The organism is Streptomyces sp. NPDC001941 (genome assembly GCF_040296945.1).
GTDB lineage: Bacteria > Actinomycetota > Actinomycetes > Streptomycetales > Streptomycetaceae > Streptomyces.
Genome location: NZ_JBEOYE010000035.1, coordinates 37103 through 53642, shown reverse-complemented (window position 1 = coordinate 53642; position 16540 = coordinate 37103). Strand labels below are relative to the sequence as shown.

Annotated in this window: 21 protein-coding genes; 13 read left to right on the top strand and 8 right to left on the bottom strand. The window is 74.0% G+C overall.

Going from position 1 to position 16540, the window contains the following annotated elements; genetic code table 11:
- The first annotated feature begins 58 nt into the window (after window positions 1-58).
- On the top strand, window positions 59-808 hold the full coding sequence (locus tag ABT160_RS23155) for a GNAT family N-acetyltransferase (RefSeq protein WP_351649647.1): 750 nt from the start codon (window positions 59-61) through the stop codon (window positions 806-808).
- A gap of 118 nt (window positions 809-926) precedes the next feature.
- Window positions 927-1166: a DUF6479 family protein gene (locus tag ABT160_RS23150; protein ID WP_351649646.1), complete on the top strand. Its 240-nt coding sequence runs from the start codon at window positions 927-929 to the stop codon at window positions 1164-1166.
- Between the two features lie 70 nt (window positions 1167-1236).
- On the opposite strand, the gene ABT160_RS23145 is transcribed toward ABT160_RS23150, so the two are convergent.
- The 3 genes from ABT160_RS23145 to ABT160_RS23130 all read right to left on the bottom strand — a co-directional run bounded on the left by ABT160_RS23145 (window position 1237) and on the right by ABT160_RS23130 (window position 3592).
- Window positions 1237-1971 carry a glycosyltransferase family 2 protein gene (locus ABT160_RS23145; protein ID WP_351649645.1) on the bottom strand — a complete coding sequence of 245 codons (735 nt, stop codon included), beginning with the start codon at window positions 1969-1971 and terminating at the stop codon, window positions 1237-1239.
- A 115-nt stretch (window positions 1972-2086) separates the two neighbouring features.
- Window positions 2087-2833, bottom strand: coding sequence for a PIG-L deacetylase family protein (locus ABT160_RS23140; protein ID WP_351649644.1), 747 nt, complete (start codon window positions 2831-2833; stop codon window positions 2087-2089).
- A 456-nt stretch (window positions 2834-3289) separates the two neighbouring features.
- The gene (locus ABT160_RS23130; RefSeq protein WP_351649643.1) at window positions 3290-3592 is read right to left on the bottom strand and encodes a hypothetical protein; all 303 of its coding nucleotides are present in this window, start codon (window positions 3590-3592) and stop codon (window positions 3290-3292) included.
- A 378-nt stretch (window positions 3593-3970) separates the two neighbouring features.
- Between ABT160_RS23130 and ABT160_RS23125 the strand changes: the two genes are divergently transcribed.
- From ABT160_RS23125 to ABT160_RS23095, 7 genes are all read left to right on the top strand, one after another.
- The gene (locus tag ABT160_RS23125) at window positions 3971-4159 is read left to right on the top strand and encodes a hypothetical protein (RefSeq protein WP_351649642.1); all 189 of its coding nucleotides are present in this window, start codon (window positions 3971-3973) and stop codon (window positions 4157-4159) included.
- Between the two features lie 267 nt (window positions 4160-4426).
- Window positions 4427-4552 (top strand): DUF5670 family protein, encoded by a 126-nt coding sequence (locus tag ABT160_RS23120; protein ID WP_502984284.1) that lies wholly within the window; start codon window positions 4427-4429, stop codon window positions 4550-4552.
- A gap of 93 nt (window positions 4553-4645) precedes the next feature.
- The gene (locus ABT160_RS23115) at window positions 4646-4996 is read left to right on the top strand and encodes a PRC-barrel domain containing protein (protein WP_351649641.1); all 351 of its coding nucleotides are present in this window, start codon (window positions 4646-4648) and stop codon (window positions 4994-4996) included.
- Window positions 4997-5142: 146 nt separating this feature from the next.
- Window positions 5143-6276, top strand: coding sequence for a ferredoxin reductase (locus tag ABT160_RS23110; RefSeq protein WP_351649640.1), 1134 nt, complete (start codon window positions 5143-5145; stop codon window positions 6274-6276).
- Window positions 6277-6297: 21 nt separating this feature from the next.
- The gene (locus tag ABT160_RS23105) at window positions 6298-7443 is read left to right on the top strand and encodes a fatty acid desaturase family protein (protein ID WP_351649639.1); all 1146 of its coding nucleotides are present in this window, start codon (window positions 6298-6300) and stop codon (window positions 7441-7443) included.
- Between the two features lie 93 nt (window positions 7444-7536).
- Window positions 7537-7923 (top strand): BlaI/MecI/CopY family transcriptional regulator, encoded by a 387-nt coding sequence (locus tag ABT160_RS23100; RefSeq protein WP_351649637.1) that lies wholly within the window; start codon window positions 7537-7539, stop codon window positions 7921-7923.
- Window positions 7920-8867, top strand: a complete 948-nt coding sequence (locus tag ABT160_RS23095; protein WP_351649636.1) for a M48 family metalloprotease — start codon at window positions 7920-7922, stop codon at window positions 8865-8867. Before ABT160_RS23100 ends, ABT160_RS23095 begins: the two co-directional genes overlap by 4 nt.
- Before the next feature lie 24 nt (window positions 8868-8891).
- Here ABT160_RS23095 and ABT160_RS23090 read toward each other — a convergent pair whose 3' ends face one another.
- From ABT160_RS23090 to ABT160_RS23070, 5 genes are all read right to left on the bottom strand, one after another.
- Window positions 8892-9518, bottom strand: coding sequence for a hypothetical protein (locus ABT160_RS23090; protein ID WP_351649635.1), 627 nt, complete (start codon window positions 9516-9518; stop codon window positions 8892-8894).
- Between the two features lie 71 nt (window positions 9519-9589).
- A complete protein-coding gene (efeU, locus tag ABT160_RS23085) occupies window positions 9590-10432 on the bottom strand; it encodes an iron uptake transporter permease EfeU (RefSeq protein WP_351649634.1) in 843 nt (280 codons plus the stop codon).
- Window positions 10433-10542: 110 nt separating this feature from the next.
- Window positions 10543-11694, bottom strand: coding sequence for an iron uptake system protein EfeO (efeO, locus tag ABT160_RS23080; RefSeq protein WP_351649633.1), 1152 nt, complete (start codon window positions 11692-11694; stop codon window positions 10543-10545).
- A gap of 164 nt (window positions 11695-11858) precedes the next feature.
- The gene (locus ABT160_RS23075) at window positions 11859-12800 is read right to left on the bottom strand and encodes a M56 family metallopeptidase (protein WP_351649632.1); all 942 of its coding nucleotides are present in this window, start codon (window positions 12798-12800) and stop codon (window positions 11859-11861) included.
- On the bottom strand, window positions 12797-13171 hold the full coding sequence (locus ABT160_RS23070; RefSeq protein ID WP_351649631.1) for a BlaI/MecI/CopY family transcriptional regulator: 375 nt from the start codon (window positions 13169-13171) through the stop codon (window positions 12797-12799). Before ABT160_RS23070 ends, ABT160_RS23075 begins: the two co-directional genes overlap by 4 nt.
- 109 nt (window positions 13172-13280) lie before the next feature.
- Between ABT160_RS23070 and ABT160_RS23065 the strand changes: the two genes are divergently transcribed.
- The 4 genes from ABT160_RS23065 to ABT160_RS23050 are packed head-to-tail and all read left to right on the top strand — an operon-like array spanning window position 13281 to window position 16386.
- Window positions 13281-13943 carry a DedA family protein gene (locus ABT160_RS23065; protein ID WP_351649630.1) on the top strand — a complete coding sequence of 221 codons (663 nt, stop codon included), beginning with the start codon at window positions 13281-13283 and terminating at the stop codon, window positions 13941-13943.
- Window positions 13940-14548, top strand: a complete 609-nt coding sequence (locus ABT160_RS23060) for a phosphatase PAP2 family protein (RefSeq protein ID WP_351649628.1) — start codon at window positions 13940-13942, stop codon at window positions 14546-14548. The genes ABT160_RS23065 and ABT160_RS23060 overlap by 4 nt, the downstream gene beginning before the upstream one ends.
- Entirely contained in the window at window positions 14545-15270 is a 726-nt protein-coding gene (locus ABT160_RS23055; RefSeq protein ID WP_351649627.1) for a phosphatase PAP2 family protein, read from the top strand. The genes ABT160_RS23060 and ABT160_RS23055 overlap by 4 nt, the downstream gene beginning before the upstream one ends.
- A 48-nt stretch (window positions 15271-15318) precedes the next feature.
- Window positions 15319-16386 (top strand): sodium-dependent transporter, encoded by a 1068-nt coding sequence (locus ABT160_RS23050; protein WP_351649626.1) that lies wholly within the window; start codon window positions 15319-15321, stop codon window positions 16384-16386.
- The last annotated feature ends 154 nt before the right edge of the window (window positions 16387-16540 follow it).

The following is a 16540-nucleotide window of genomic DNA, read 5'->3' as shown; positions in this document are numbered from 1 at the left end:
GGTGCGTTCATGAGCACCGGATGTTCGTGAGACGTGAGAGCTGAGAGCGGAGTCATACGTGGACAGCGATACCGAAGTCGTCCGGGATGTCCGCGGCACGCCCGTGGCCTTCTACGAGGCGGGCAAGCGGGAGGACGTGCGGTGGGCCGACGACCTGCGTCCCGCCGGCGGGGTCTCCGCCGCCGACGCCGCGGAGCTGGTCCTGGCGGAGCTGTCGGGCTGGGGTGCGACGACGCGGGAGGCGCTGGAGGCGGACCTGGCGGCGCGGGGCGCGCGGATCGAGCGCCGGTTCGCCTCCTACACCCACGTGCTGCGGGACTCGCCGCACCTGTCCGGGGCCTTGCGGCTGCCCGCGCACCTGGAGGCGGTGCCCGCGACGGGCGTGGACCCGGCGGTCCTGCGGGAGGCGTACGCGGCCGCGTATCCCGTCGGGCACCCCGATCACGACATGAGCGCCTTCGAGGACCTGGAGGCGCTGCTGCAGGGCACGCTGATGGAGCCGCTCCTGCCCGTCAGCACGGTCCTGCTCGACACTCGCTCCCACCGGGGTGTCGCCGCCGTACTCGTGCACGACACCCCGGGCGACCCGCCCCTGGAAGGCCCCTGGATCTCCGAGGTGTTCCGCGACCCCTCCCCCGCCTACCGGGGCACCGGCTCGCTGCTGCTGCGCCACGTCCTGCGGCTGTCCGCCGAGGCAGGGCTGCCCGCACTCGGCCTGTCGGTCACCGTGGGAAACCCGGCCGCCCGGTTGTACGAGGCCACCGGTTTCGTCCGCACCGAGCAGTGGGCGGACCTGCGCCTGCCCTGACCGGCTTGCTGGCTTGCTGGCTTGCTGGCTGCGTCGCACCGGGCCCGATTCGGGTACGTCATCGCAAGTAAAGGCGTCACCGGGGGATGCCCGGGCCGGGCATGGTTACTGGGTAGGCATGGAGACTTCCTTCGAACTTGCCGCTGGATCCGGCGGCGCTCTGTGGCTCATCCTCGTCGGCGTACTCATCGCCGCAGCCCTGATCGGCGCCCTCGTCTACGGCAGTCGCCGTACGCGTGAGAGGGCTCGCCGGGACACACAGGTGGATCCCCCGGCCGAGGAGAGCGGGCCCGCCCAGCGGGGCCGCTCGTGGCAGACCATCAACGACGATCCCGACCACGGCAATCCGCACCCCTGAACCCCGTTTCCCCGCGCGGGACTTGGCCCGCGCGGGGGCCGGGGCACCACCGGTGCCGGGGCACCAGGGATCAGTTCGCGGCAAGCTCACCCAGGTGGTCGCCGAATCCGCCGCGCGCCCGCGCCCGGACGCGGCTCGACGTGGCGACGGGGCACTGCGCGGTCCGCAGGACGTGGGCCCCGGTGCGCACCAGGGCGGCGACGAGCACGCGGTCCTCGTCCAGCGGTACGGGCGGGAAGCCGCCGGCCCGCTCGTACGCCATGGCCGCGACGCCGAGGTTCGCACCGTGCACGTGGGGGTGCTCCCAGACCTGGCTCTCGGGGGGCCGTGAGACTTCGTAGAGGCGGCGGTAGCGGTCGGCCAGGACGCCCTGGTGCGGCTCCCACTGGTCGACGGTGACGGTGCCGACGACCGCGTCCCACCCCTGGCGCGCCCGGGCGACCTGGTGGGCGAGCCAGTGGGGCGGGACGCGGGAGTCCGCGTCGGTGGAGGCGATCCACAAGCAGACCGGATCGGCGCCGAGCTCGGCGGCCGCCGTCCTCACCGCCGATGCCCTGGCCTGCCCGACGTTGCGGTGGCGGACCGGGACGACGAGGACTCCCTCGGCGCGGGCGACCGCCACGGTGTGGTCCGTACAGCTGTCCGCGGCCACCACGGTCAGTACGCGTACCGTGCCGAGTCCGGGGTGGCCCGTGGCGACGCGGACGGCCCTGAGGGCGGCGGGCAGGAGCTCCTGCTCGTTGTGGGCGGGCAGGATCACGGCGATGGCCCGGACGGGCCGGTGCGGGCGGGTGTCGGTGCTCATGCGAGGTCTTCGCGGGGAGTGGGTGAGGGGGTGGGGGTGCGGGTGGGGGTGCCGTCCTCGCCCTCACCACCCTCCGTCAAGGTCTCGCCCGGGGCGCCTTCGTGGCGGGGGACGTTCACCGGAACACCACCTCGAAGTCGCGCAGGTGGTGGGCCACTTCCTCGGGCGGCAGGATCGCCGCGTCGTCGGGCCCGGGCCCCAGGGGGCGGATCTGGGTGGTGAACCGCCCGACCGCGGCCTCCTTGAGCCGGCGCACGCGTGGCGGCAACTGGATGCGGGCGGCGCGGTGCCAGGGGACCCGGTCGTCGGCGGGAGCGGCCCAGTGCCACATCCACACCGGGTACTGCCAGCAGGTCACCGGCCGTCCTTCGGCGGCGCGCACCGTCGCGCGGCCCGCGGCCTCGTGGTCGCCGTGGGCGTCACCGGACCAGGGCGCGACCACCAGGTCGGCCCCGGACAGTAGCGGTACGAGTGCCCGGACGACGGCGTCCTCGTGCTCGGCGACGGCCGTGTCGGGGACGTGCAGGCGGATCACCTCGCTTTGCGGCGCGCCCAGTTCGCCCAGTGCCGCGCGTGTCTCCCCGGCCCGCAGCCGGGCGAGGCCCGCTGCGGTCAGCACCCGCGAGCGGGGGTGGGACGCCTCGCCGTCGGTGACCGACACGACGGTGGTGTGCGCGCCCGCCGCGGCGAGCAGGGCGAGGGACCCGCCGAAGCCGAGCACCTCGTCGTCGGGGTGCGCCGCGACGACGACCACGTGGGAGAAGGACTCCAGCGTGATCGTCGGCAGCGCGGCCCAGCCCTGCCAGCGCTGCCAGATCCGCTCGTCCGTACCGGGTGCCTGGATGGGGTCGGTGAAGGTCAACGCCGCTCCTCGGGCCGTGCCGGCAGCGCGCCGAGGACGGCCGGGTCCCGCTCGCCCTGGTGCCGTCGCGGGTACACCGCCGGGTCGGCAGCATTACGGGCATCGTGACAGCGGGGTCCGGCGCCGGTGGCCCGGCACAGGACGCGCACGGCGGCCGGGGCGCGGGCGGGGTCCGCTTCCGGAGGGGGGTGCGACGGAGTCCGCGCGGCGCTGTGCGAAAGGCCCTCGGCGGGCACGGGCGGGTAGCCGAGCATGGGCGTACTCCTCGCTGGAACAGGTGCCGGGAGACGGCGCGATGCGATGCACGCGGGGCCGGGGACTCAGGCTGCCGCGGGCGCGCCGGGCCTTCCCAGTGCCCGTCCCGCACGCGGGAAAACCCCGAGGGAGCGGGCGATGGGCCGGGGCGCACCCACGGGACAGCGCAGGCGGGGCGTCGTCCCGGCGCGCGGCGATGGGTCAGCGGCGGTCCCGGTCCTGGCGTTCCTCGCGCCGCTGCTCGTCCCGGGGCCGGCGACGGTAGCGGCGTGGCCATGCGTACCGACGGTCCTGGTACTCCCGGTAGTCGCGGTACGCCCGGTAGTCCTGGTAGTCCCGGTAGCGACTGCCGTCGGAGCCGCGCCGACGCGCCCAGCCGCCCGTGTCGCCCCGGCCGGGGGCGATCACGCCGAAGAGGACCACGGCCGCGGCCACCCACCACAGGGGGCTGAGGAAGCCGAGCCCGAACAGGACCGCGAGGAGGAGGAAGAGGAACACGGGCACCAGGGGCCTCCCGGGGTGTGCGACGGGCATCGCTGCCGGGGGCTGGGGCCTCACCTGCGAGCCTAACCCCGCGCGGGCGTTGCGGATACCTCTCCGTGTCCGCGCGTACTGCCTTTGCCGGATGGCTACTTGACATCTTTCCGGCGCACACGCCGGACGCTAGTGTGCGCCGTGCCGCCCCGGCCCCCGGCAGCGCCGAACAACCACCGCGCTCCCCAGGGAGCGCACCCGCGCATCGCTGCCGGAACCTCCTCGCGCCACAAGCGCGGCCACTCGCCCCCGCCCCTCACCAGGCCCCCGGTGGCGGCCTCGATGCGCTTCCCGGCGGGCGCCGGTCCGTGCCCGCCACGTCGCACGCATCTGGCACAGGCGGTACACATGTACGCGCTGATCATTCCGGCCGCGGTCCCCTTCGTCCTGCTCGCCACCGTCATGGGCCTGTCCTGGTGGGAGGACCGCGTCCTGCCACTGGCCGAGCCGGCCGAACCACCCGTCGAGGCGGGGGTACCGATCGCTCCCCCGGCCCCGATGGCGCTCGCCCGCCCCGTGCGTTCCCCACCCCGCTGACGAGGCGTCCGCGGAAATACGGAGGCCGGGCCGCGTCGGGGATGGCTCATTTCGACAATCGGCCCTCCGGAACGGAAAATTCCCGCCCGCCCACAGGCATTGACACACCGGGGTGGAGGACGTTGACTACACGTGCGGCACAGGGCCGAAGCAACCGGAATATCCGGTGTGGCCCGCCGCCCACCAGTCGCCGGGACCCCGCGGACGCGCAGTTCGACGCGAAGCGGAGGTCGGCCCATCCTTCTCTGGATTGTTCTTCTCGTACTGGTGCTGATCCTTTTCGGATTCGGCTTCACCCTGCACCTCCTGTGGTACGTCGCCGTCATCCTGCTGGTCCTCTGGGTCATCGGGTTCTTCATGCGCGGTCGTGTCGGCGGACGCGGGTCACGGTGAAAGCAGCCTCTGCCGCTGTGAAGGCGGCCCAGGAGGCCTCCCGTCAGTGCGCCCTGATCGACAAGACAGCCGCCAAAGAGAGAGGAAAAAGCCGTGGACAAGAACATCTGGGGTTACCAGAAGAGCGTGTCGCACCGGACGGGAAGCGATCTGACCGGATTCAAGGTCGAGGCGACCGACGGGGGCATCGGACGGGTGGAGAGGCATTCCGAGGACGCCGATTCCGCTTACATCGTCGTCGACATGGGCAGCAGCATGTCCGGCAAGGAAGTACTCCTTCCCGCGGGCACCGTTTCACGCATCGACATGCAGGAGCGGAAGATCCTCGTCGGCCGCACGAAGGAGGAAATAAAGAACTCTCCTCCTTTCGACAAGGAAAAGCACCTCAGCGACCCGACGTATCACGAGCAATTGGGCTCGTACTACGGCCGGTCGCAGGCCTGACCGTTGGCCGCCCCGCTTCCTGACCGACTGATGGTGCCCGGCCGGCGACCGCCGGCCGGGCACCGTCCCTGCGCCTGCCCGCGCCCCGTCCGCCCGCGGAACCAGCCTCCCCGCGCCCGCGGCGGTACGACGAGAGGGGAACGGGCATGGCCTTGTGGCCGACCAGGGACGTGAACGTGCGGGCCTGGTCGCCCCCAGGGCCGGGCTCGCGCACCCTTGACGCCCTCCTCTCCGCCCTCTCCTGGCTGACCACTCCGCGCACCCCCGGCGACTACCTGACCCTGTGGGACCCCCTGTGGGACACCGGGCGGCCGGCCGGACGCGTCACCGGCGTGCGCGGCGAAGGCCGCGACGCGGCCACCCTCACCATCCGGCCGGGCCGGGGCCATCTCCCGCACCGCGCGGGCCAGTTCCTGCCGGTGGGCGTCGAGATCGACGGGGTGCGGCACTGGCGTACGTACTCGATCACCTCACCCGCGGGCCCGCGCACGCGTGACGTGACCATCACCGTCAAGGAGGCAACCGGTGGCCTCGTCTCACCCCATCTGGTGCACCGCACACCACCGGGCACGGTGCTGCGCATCGGGCCCCCGCAAGGCGCGTTCACGCTGCCCGAGCCATGGCCCGAGCGCATCCTGTTCCTCACCGCGGGAAGCGGCATCACCCCGGTGGTGGGCATGCTCCGCACCCTGCGCGCTTCCGGCCGGCCCGCTACGCGCGTGACGCTCCTTCACTCCGCGCCCACCCCGGAGGAATGCCTCTTCCGAGCCGAGTTGGACCAACTGGCCGACCGTTGCCCATGGTTGGACGTGCGACTGCGCTTCACGCGTACCGACGGGAGGTTCACCCGTCATGACCTCGCCGACGCCTGCCCGGACTGGGCGGACCGGTCCGCGTGGGTGTGCGGTCCTCCGGGTCTGCTGGCCGTCGCCGAGGAGCAGTGGTCCACGGCAGGCGTGCGCGAGCTGCTGCACGTGGAGCGCTTCCGGCCGACGCCCCTCCTGCGGCCCGTCCCCGGCATGCTGGGCGGCCTCGTGCGCTTCGCCCGCAGCGGGGTCGAGACGCACTCCCCTGCCGCCTCGCCCCTGTTGCTGACGGGCGAGGCCGCGGGCGTGGGCATGCCGTACGGCTGCCGGGCCGGCATCTGCCACGGCTGCCTCGTCCCGCTGCTCGAAGGCCGGGTGCGCGACCTGCGTACCGGAAGGCTCCACGGGGAGCCCGGCCGTCCCGTCCAGACCTGCGTCAACGGCGCCGCCGGTCCGGTCGTCCTGGATCTCTAGTCACCGATCGAGGAGGAACCCATGACCGCAGAGGCCACCGCCGCCGACGCACCCGTACCGGCACCCGTACCGGCACCGGCCGGGATCGAGGCCGACCCCGCCGGGGAACTGGCCCGCGAGCTCGACCAGTTGCGCGCCGAGGTCATCGCCGCGCGCGGCGCGGACGACGCCCTCTACATCCGTACCGTGATCGCCGCCCAGCGCGGGCTCGAGGCCGGCGGGCGCCTCGCGCTCGCGGTCTCGCTGTTCCCGCCGGCCTGGTGCGCGGGGACCGCGATGCTGGCCACCGCCAAGACGCTGGAGAACATGGAGCTGGGGCACAACATCCTGCACGGCCAGTGGGACTGGATGGGCGATCCGGCCGTCCACTCGACGACCTGGGAGTGGGACTTCCTCACCCCCGCCGACGCCTGGAAGCACACCCACAACCACCTCCACCACGCGTACACCAACGTCGAGGGCCGCGACCGCGACCTCGGCTACACCATCCTGCGGATGAGCTCCGGCCAGCCGTGGCGGCCCGTCCACCTGTTCCAGCCGCTGTACGCCGCCCTGCTCGCGCCCGTCTTCGAGTGGGGCATCGCGCTGTACGACCTGGAGGCCGACGCGGTGCTGGGGCGGCGCAAGAGCGTGCGCGCCTTCGCGGGCGACCTGGGCGGTCTCCTGCGCAAGGCGTTCCGCCAGGCGGCGAAGGACTACGTGCTGTTCCCGCTGCTCGCGGGGCCGTCCGCGCTGCCCTGCCTGCTGGGCACGCTCACCGCCAACGGCCTGCGCAACGTCTGGGCCCACACGATCATCTTCTGCGGCCACTTCCCCGGGGAGGTGCGGACGTTCAGCGAGCGGGAGGTCGAAGGGGAGAGCCGCGGCCAGTGGTACCTGCGGCAGATCGAGGGGTCGGCCGACATCGAGGGCGGTCCGCTCTTCCACCTCCTCAGCGGCAACCTCAGCCACCAGATCGAGCACCACCTCTTCCCCGACCTGCCCAGCCGGCGGTACGCCGAGATCGCGCCGCGGGTGCGGGACATCTGCGCGCGCCACGGGCTGCCCTACGTCACGGGCCCGCTGTGGCGCCAGTACGCGTCGATGTGGGGGCGCGTCCTGCGGCACGCGCTGCCCGACCGCGCGTACGCCTTCACGGCGGGGCCTGACGCGACCGAGGTAGGTTAGGGCTGCCTCACCGGACCTCGTGCGCGGTCGTGTCCGCCCAGCGGGCGGGCCCGGTGGGGGCGATCGTCCGGGCGTGTGGTGGGCAGGAGAGAGATGGCGGAGATGCAGCGGGACGGCAAGCGCCCGCACGGGGAGCTCGTCGCGGACGTGCTCGCGGTGCTGTGGGAGGCCGGGGAGCCGATGACGGCCCAGCAGGTGAACACCGCGCTGGACCGGGGTCTCGCCCGTACGACGATGGCGACGATCCTGACCCGGCTCCACGAGAAGGGCACGCTCACCCGCACGCCGTCGGGACGGGGGTACGCCTACGCGCCGGTGGAGGACGCCGCGGGGCTGGTCGCGGGACGGATGCGGCGCGAGCTCGACAGCGAGCCGGACCGTGACCTGGTGCTGAAGCGGTTCGTGTCCTCGCTCTCGGAAGGCGACGAGGAGACCCTGCGCCGGCTGCTGCTCGAAGCCGAGTCCGGGGACGCGGAGTGACCTTCGCCCTGGTCCTGGTCGTCCTCGCGCTGGCCTTCCCGTGGGGCGCGGGCGCGCTCGCGCGTCGGCTGGCCCGGGCGCTGCCGCCGCGCGAGGCGTGCTGGGCGCTGACGGCGGCGGCACTGCTGTCCGCGGGCGGCACGGTCGCGGCGTTGGTCGGCCTGTTCCACGTGCCGTTCCTGGCCTCGCTGGAGCAGGTGTCCCCGGCTCGGGTCCTGCGGGTGTGGCCCGCGGCCGTGCCGGTCGCCGCGGCGGCGGGCCTTGTGCTGCTGGCGCAGGGCGTGCTGCTGGTGCGGCGCGGGCTGCGGCAGCGTGCGCTGCTCCGGCGCGCCTGGGCTTCGGTGGCTGACGGTACGGGCGACGGCGACCTCCTCGTGGTGCCGGGTGAGGAGGTGGACGCGTACGCGCTGCCCGGCTACCGCGGCCGGGCGGGGCGGGTCGTGGTGACCTCGGGGATGGTACGGGCGCTGAGCGCGGGCCAGCGCGAGGTGCTGCTGGCCCATGAGCGGGCGCACCTGGCGGGCCGCCACCACTTGCTGTCCGTGCTGGTGGACCTGTCGGTGGTCGTCCACCCGGCGTTGAGGCCGCTGCGCGCGTCGCTCGGCTTCCACCTGGAGCGGTGGGCGGACGAGGCGGCTGCCGAGGCGGTGGGTGACCGCCGCCTGACGGCCGCGGCGATCACGCGGGCGGCCCTGGCGGGGGCCGGTGCGGGCGCCGCCGGTCGGGGCGGGTATCCGGTCCTCGCGGTGTCCACGGGGCCGGTGCCCCAGCGGGTGGAGGCGCTGCTGGGTCCCGTGCCGACCGCCCCGCGGGGGCGTGCGCGGCGGGTGGGAGCGGCCGGTCTCGCGGTGGGCGTGGCGGCTTCGGCCGTCCTGGCGCTCGGGCTTGCGTACGGCCTGCACGAGTACGTGGAGTACGCGGCGATCGCGGTCCGGGGCGGCTGAGCCCCGCCCCTCGTGCACGCCGCCTCACGCGGTCCCTTCGCGGTCCTCCCGCTGGACGAGGCGGAACGCACCGTGGGCAGGGGTCCGTTGGCCCGGGCGGCGGGGCCGGTAGGTGGAGGGGACGTAGGCGGGTCGGGAGCGGCGCGGGCGCGGGCGGACGCTGCGCGCCGCGTCCAGCAGGCCCGCCAGCGCGGGGAACTCCCGCGTCAGCCGGCGCAGGCGGCGCTCGGGGACGCCCACCAGGCGGGCCGCGTCGTTCTTGGTGGCGCCGCCGCTCAGCGCCGAGAGGAGCAGGCGCAGCATGGCGGGGGTGGTGCTGTCGTGGCCGGGGCGCAGGCCGTGCGCGGCGGCCAGGGCGGCGCAGGCGTACAGGGCTGAGGCGAAGGCGGGGTCGCCGTCGATCCAGCCGCGCAGGACGGACTCGCTCACACCCGCCCACACCGCCGCGGCGGGGAGTTCGAGGCCCTGGGCGGTGGCCTGGAGGACGTCGGCCATGGTGGCGAGGGTGACGTCGCGCTGGCTGGGCAGGTGGTCCACCGCGTTCTGCAGGGTCTGGCCCACGGCGTCGCGGTCGCGCAGCCAGGCGATGACCTGTTCCGGCTCCAGCGGTCCCGGCCTCGCGCCGTGGTCGGCGTCCTGCGGTTCGTACACCGTCCGTCCTCTCGTCGCGCCGTGGTCGTCGGGGCGTGGTCGTCGTCGGGGCGTGGTCGTCTGGGCGTGGCCTACCGGGTCACGGCCCGGTCGTGGGCCTGTCGCGGGGGCGCGTCCGTGCGCTGGGGCCGCAGGAAGAGCGCCATGACGGGGACGGCGTAGAGCGCCCAGACGGCCGTCTGGAGGACGGTGGGGTCGGGCTGGAAGTTGAGGACGCCCTTGAGGAGCGTGCCGTACCAGGAGTCCGGCGGGACGGTGTCGCTGATGTCGAAGGCGAGGGCGTGCAGGCCGGGCAGGAGGTCGGCCTCCTGGAGGTCGTGGATGCCGTAGGCGAGGACGCCGGCCGCGACGACGACCAGCATGGCGCCGGTCCAGCGGAAGAACGCGGCGAGGTTGATCTTCAGGGCTCCCTGGTAGAAGAGCCGGCCCAGGACGACCGCCGTGGCGAGACCGAGCAGGGCCCCGATCAGGGGGCGGACGCCGTCCCCGGTTGCCTGGACCGCGGTCCAGATGAACAGGGAGGTCTCCAGGCCCTCGCGGCCGACGGCGAGGAAGGCCGTGATCACCAGCGCGCCGGTGCCGACGGCGAGGGCGGCGTCGAGCTTGCCCTGGAGTTCGCCCTTCAGGTGCCGCGCGGTGCGGCGCATCCAGAAGACCATCCAGGTCACCAGGGCCACGGAGAGGATGGAGAGGGATCCGCCGAGGGCTTCCTTGGCCTGGAAGGTGAGGGTGGAGGAGCCGAACTGGAGGAGCGCCCCGAAGGCCAGCGAGAGGGCCACGGCGAGGCCGACCCCGGCCCAGACCGGGCGCAGCTGCCGGCGGTTGCCGGTCTTGACGAGGTAGGCGACCAGGATGCAGACGACGAGGCTGGCTTCCAGGCCTTCGCGCAGGCCGATCAGGTAGTTGCCGAGCACGCCGGCTCCTTGTCCGTGAGGGGGGCGTCCGTGAGGGGGTGCAGAGGGAGGGGGTGGAGAGGGAGGGGCGGCGGGACTCCCGCTCGCCCGTGGTCATTTGTCGCCCGTGGTCACTTGGTGACGGCGGCGGCGAGCTTGGACAGCGGCTCGGCGAGGGCGTTGACGCCGTCGGAGAGCTCCTTGCGCTGGTCCTTGCCGACCTTGTCGTACGAGGTGAAGGCGTAACCGGTCTTGTCGGCGCGGTACTTGTCAAGCAGCGTGTTGAGCGCGGCGAACTGCTTGTCCAGTTCGGCGACCAGCGCGGCGTCGTTCTTCGCGGCGACCGGCTTGAGCAGCTCGAAGGACTTCTGGGCGCCCTCGACGTTGGCCTTGAAGTCGACCAGGTCGGTGTGCGAGTAGCGCTCCTCCTCGCCCGTGACCTTGTTCTTCGCCACCTCGTCGAGGAGTTCCTTGGCACCGTTGGCCATGGAGGTCGGGGTGATGTCGGCCTTGCCGACCCGCTTGACCCAGTCGGCCAGGTCCAGGTCGAGCCTGTCGGCGAGCTTCTTCTCCGGGTCGCCGATCTTCCCGTCCTGCCACAGCGCCTTCTCCAGGCGGTGCCAGCCGGTCCAGTCCTTCGCCGGGTCCTGGCCCGCCTCCAGGCCGTCCTCGCGCACGTCGACCTTGGGGTCGATGTCGCCGAAGGACTCGGCGACCGGCTCGGTGCGCTCCCAGCCGATCCGTGACGTCGCGTACGCCTTCCTGGCCGCTTCCACGTCGCCCGCTCGGACGGCGTCGGTGAAGGCCTTCGACAGGGGGATCGTCTCGTCGGCCTGCTGCTGCACGTACTGGCGGTAGGAGGCGACGGCCTGGTCCATCTCGGGCGAGCGGGCCGGGCCCGCCTTGCCGCCGGTGGCCTTGACCTGCTGGCGGATGCCGTCGCCCTTCATGCCGGGCTTGCAGGCGATCTTGTACGAACCGGCCTTGATCTCGGTCGTGATGGACGCCTTCGTGCCGGGGCCGATGTTCTCGCGCTCCGCGACGATCCGGTCGTCGGGGAACAGCACGTAGACCTCGGTGACCTTGGAGCCCTTGTTCTCCACCGCCAGTTCCACGTGCCCGGCCGGGAACTCCTTCTTCGACACGTCGCACGCGGTGTCCGAGGCCGTGACCCTGACCGCGCCGTCGCCCGCGTCGGCCTTCTGCGCGCAGCCCGCGAGCGTGGCGACGGCGGCTACGGCGGTGCTCGCGCCGACGAGCAGACGGCGGGGGCTGGCGGACATGGTGCCTCGTTTCGCGTGCGGGAAGCCGGGGGTGCCCGGGGACGACCGTCCCGGGATCACTCCAGAGACTACATAAACGTAGTCGGTAAAGGAAGGCTGCCCTAAGCGGCGGACGCGGGACGGGTGTTCGGGGTCTCGGTCGGCGGGTTCCAGTCGCCAAGGCCCTAGTCGGCGGGATGCTCCCCCTGGGCGACCTCCACACCGCGGTGCACGGACACGGCTCCCGCGAGCGCGAGGGACCCGGCCGCCGCGCACAACAGGACCACGGCGGCGAGGGCCGGGGCGAAGCGGCGGGCCGGGGCGCCCGAGAGCAGGGCGCGCACCCGGGCGGGTACGGGGCCGCCGGTCGCGGCGGGTGCCACCGAGGGGAGGCCGTCGCCGCGCCGCCCGCGCGCGGTGGCGAGGGCGGCGCGGCCCACGGCCCGGGCGATGAGCCCACGGTCGCCGCAGGCGCGCGCGGCGCGCTCGTCGGCATCGCGTTCGGCGGCGAAGGCGATGTCGGGCAGGGCGGCGGCCAGCGCGGGATGGCACCAGCCGGCCAACTGGGCGGCGGCCAGCGGGAGGTGGTGGCGGCGGGACAGGTGGGCCCGCTCGTGGGCGAGGAGCGCCTCGCGTTCACCGGGCCCCAGCGCACGGAGCATGCCGGAGGACACCACGATCCGGCCGCGGCCCCGCACCCCGAGGGGCAGCGCGAACGCCTCGGGCCGGGCGTCGTCGACGACGCACAGGCCGCCCGCGGCGGGCAGCCGGGTGACGCGGCGCCGGGTCGCGCGCAGGCCGCGCACCTCCCTCGACGCGCCACGCACCACGGCGGTGGCGGCAGCCGCCAGAGCCGCGGCGGACAGGACCGAGGTGGCGAGGACCGGCAGCGGCGGCCCGACGCGCAGCGGCCGCAGCAGTTCCGCGAGGGCCGCCAGGGCCGGGACGTGGAGGGCGAGAGGAAGGAGCAGCACCCCCAGGCAGGAGATCACCCCGACCGCCAGGGCGAAGGAGGCTCCGGCCGTGACCCACAGCGCGATGTCGGGGCGGACGGCGTGGACGTACCGGCGCAGCAGCGGCGGCAGGGCCCAGGGCAGGGCGAGGGGGAGCAGCAGCAGGACGATCACGGGCGGGGCTCCTCGAGCAGGCGGCGCAGCTCCGCCTCGTCCTGGTCGCTGAGGCCCTCGACGAAGCGGGCCAGGACGAGGCCGCGGTCCTCGCCGCGCCGGGCGAGCTCCTGGTGCATGCGGCGAGCGGTGAGGCCGTTGGCGTCCTCGGTCGCGTAGTACACGAAGCCGCGCGCGCCGGGCCTGCGCCCGACGACGCCCTTCTCGTACAGGCGCACGAGGAGGGTCGCCACGGTGGTGCGCGCGAGGTCCTGCGCCAGAGCCGCTCTGACCTGGGCCGTCGTCTGCGGCGCGCCCGCCGCCCACAGGGCCGCGAGGACGCTGGCCTCCAGTGCGCCGGAAGGCCTGCGCTCGCTCTCCTGGTGCGTCACGGAACCGCCTCCACCCTTGGATCGTCTACATTGACGTAGACGGTCTACATTTTTGTAGTCAGGATAGCCGTTCGCTGTCCGACCAGCCCAGGAGAAGGGGCGCATCCTCATGACCCTCGCCGTACCACCGGTGGCACTCGCGGTGAACCCGCTCGACGCGCAGTCGCTGCTGGCCGCCTTCGGCACGCTCGGCATCGCCTTCGTGCTGTTCGCCGAGACGGGACTGCTCATCGGGTTCTTCCTGCCGGGCGACTCGCTGCTGTTCACCGCCGGCCTGCTGTGTGCCGGACCGGCCGCCAAACCCGGGCACCTCTCACTGCCGTGGGTGCTGCTCGCCGCCGCCGTCGGCGCGCTCGCCGGCGCCCAGACCGGGTACCACCTGGGCCGCAGGGCCGGGCCCGCGCTCCTGGCCCGCACCAAGTCCCGCAAGCTCGCCGACGGCGCCGAGCGCGCCGCCGACGTCCTCCACCGCTACGGGCACGCCAAGGCGATCGTGCTCGCCCGCTTCCTGCCCATCGTGCGCACCGTCCTCAACCCGCTGGCCGGCATCCTCGCCGTCCCGCCCCGCACCTTCGCGCTCTGGCAGGTGACGGGCGGACTGGTGTGGACGGTCGGCCTGGTCCTGGGCGGCTACGCGCTGGGCTCCTCGGTGCCGAACGTCGACCGCTACCTGCTCCCGATCATCGGGGTCGTCGTGGTCGTCTCGCTGATCCCGCTCGCGCTGGAGCTGCTGCGCGCCCGGCGCGCGCACCAGGCCGGTGAGGGCGCATGACGCACCTGCACTCCGTCGCCGCCGGCTTCGACACCGGCACCTACCTCGACGTCGTCGACACAGCCCACCGCGCACCCAGCTGGCTCGACGCCCTCATCAGCGCCTACTCCACCTACGGGCTCGCCCTGTTCGCGCTGCTGATGCTCGGCGCCTGGTGGCGCGCCCGGCGGCGCGAGCCCGGGCGCGCGGTCCTGGCGCTGGCCGCACCCGTCCTCACCCTCGCGGCGTTCGCGGCCGACAGCGTCCTGAAGTCGCTGCTGCACGAGACCCGGCCGTGCCGGACCCTGCACGTGGCCACCCTGGAAGCCTGCCCGGCGCCTGGCGACTGGTCACTTCCCAGCAACCACGCCGCCCTGGCCGCCGCGGCGGCCGTGGCCCTGTGGTTCGTCTCCGCCCGCCTCGGCGCCGTGGCTGGGCTCGCGGCCCTGGCCATGGCCGCCTCGCGCGTCTGGGTCGGCGCGCACTACCCGCACGACGTCCTCGCGGGGCTCACCGTGGGCGCCCTCGTCGCCGCCTCCCTCGGCCTGCTCCTGTCCCGGCACGCACCGGCCTTGTCCGGGCTACTCGTCCGCAGCCGGTTCCAGCCGCTGGTCACCGCCGCATGAGCGACCGGCCGGGTACGACCCGGAGGTACGGGTGGTGGATCCTGCTGCCTGCCGTGGCGCTCCTCGCCCTCACCATCGCCCTGTCGGCCGGCGCGCTCGCGCCGCTGCCCGGCGATTCCGCACTCCTGCGGACGGTACTCGCCCACCGCACCGCCGCGGACGTGCCCGCGTTCAGGATGGTGACCGCGACCGGAACCGGTGCGATCCCGTACCTGGTCACCCTCGGCGCGGGAGCTCTCGTACTCGCCAACCACCCTTTCCTGACAGCCCGTTGGCCCTCGGGGACGCGGATCGCCGTGGCGGCCTCGGGCTGCGTGGCGTGGCTGGCCCTCGGGCAGGCGGTGCGCTTCGGCCTCATGACCGTCCTGGCCCGCCCCAGGCCACCGGCCGAGGACTGGCTGACGCGGGCCTCTCGGTACGCCTACCCGTCGGGGCACGCGACCACGGCTGCCATGGCGGCCGGGATCGTCGTCGTCGCCCTCCTCCTCCGCAGGCCGCGGGGACACCGCTATGGGATCGCGTCGGCCGTGTGCTGGGCCGCGCTGGTCGGGGTGAGCAGGGTCCGGCTCGGCGTGCACTGGCCCAGCGACGTCCTCGCCGGGTGGCTTCTGGCCACGGCGTGGAGCGCGCTCGGCGCACTCTGTGCCGCCCATTGGCTGTACGCGACCGACCGGTCCGGGCACGACGCCGCACCGGGCCCCGCTGACCGCGCCCCACGGTAAGGGCCTGTCTCCCCCGCCCCGCCCCGATTCCGCACCACCGAGGAAAACGTGCCACCGCACCGTGCTTCCACCAGCGTTCGCCGTTCCGCCACCACTCGCTGCTCCGTCGCCGCCCGCCGCTTCGCCACCGGTCTGCGCGCCCGCCTGGGCCGTGCCGTGGTCGCCGCCTACCTGCTGGCCCTGTTCCTGCCCGGCCCGGGGCTGTGGTTACGTAGCCCGCACGCGCCGGCGCACGGACCGGCCGTGCACGCCACCCCCGTACTGCTCGGGGTCGTGCTGTTCGCGGCCGGTTACAAGTTCCCCCTGGCAGCCCTGTCACCGTTGCTGGCCCGGCCCCGGCCGCTGCTGGCCGCGCTGGCGCTGCACGCGGCACTCCCCCTGGCGCTGATCCCCCTCGTCGCACTGCTGCTGCGGGCCGGCTCCGACCAGGACCACGGCAGCGGCATCACCACCGCGCTGATCCTCATCGTGACCATGCCCGTCGCCTCGGGCGCCACCGTCTGGGCGACCAAGGACACCGCCGACCAGCCCACGATCGTCGCCGCCGTGCTCCTCACGACCCTGTCGAGCCCCCTCACCACTCCCCTGGTGACCGGACTCCTCGCCCCCCTCGTCGAAGGCCCGCACACCCGCACCCTGCAGGTCGCGGGCGCCGCGGCCGGAGGCGGTTTCGCGCTGGGGGCCATCGTGCTGCCGTGCCTGCTCGGCACCGCGGCCCGCACGCTCCTCGCGACGGCCGCGGCGGAACGCCTCGGAATCCTCGTCGAGCCGGTCGCGCTCGTCGCCTCCCTCCTGACCACGTACGCCAACGCCAGCGGGGCCCTCGGCGCCTGCCTGCAACGGCCACGCCCGCTGCTGCTGTGCGCCGCCGTCGCCACCGCCGCACTCCTGTGCGCGGCCTCCTTCCTGCTGGGACGCCTCGCCTCGACCGCGCTGCGCCTCGACCACCCGACACGCTCGTCCCTCACCCTGATCAGCGGCATGAACAACAGCAGCGCCGGTGCCGCCCTGCTCACGGCCGCCGCGCCGGACAAGCCGCACCTCCTGATGCCCGTCCTCGCCTACGGGCTGCTCCAGAAGACCGCCGCCAACCTCGCGCTGCGCGGCGCGCGTTGAGCCCGCGCGGCGGTACGGCCGGAGCGCGCGCGGCACCCGTCCGCACCGATCGCGAGCTGGAACCCGACGCGCCTCCCACGCCCGCCGGTTCGGGACTACGCTCCACATCAGGACGTCGACGTTCCAGACCCCGACGGCGCGTTGCTGCCGAACC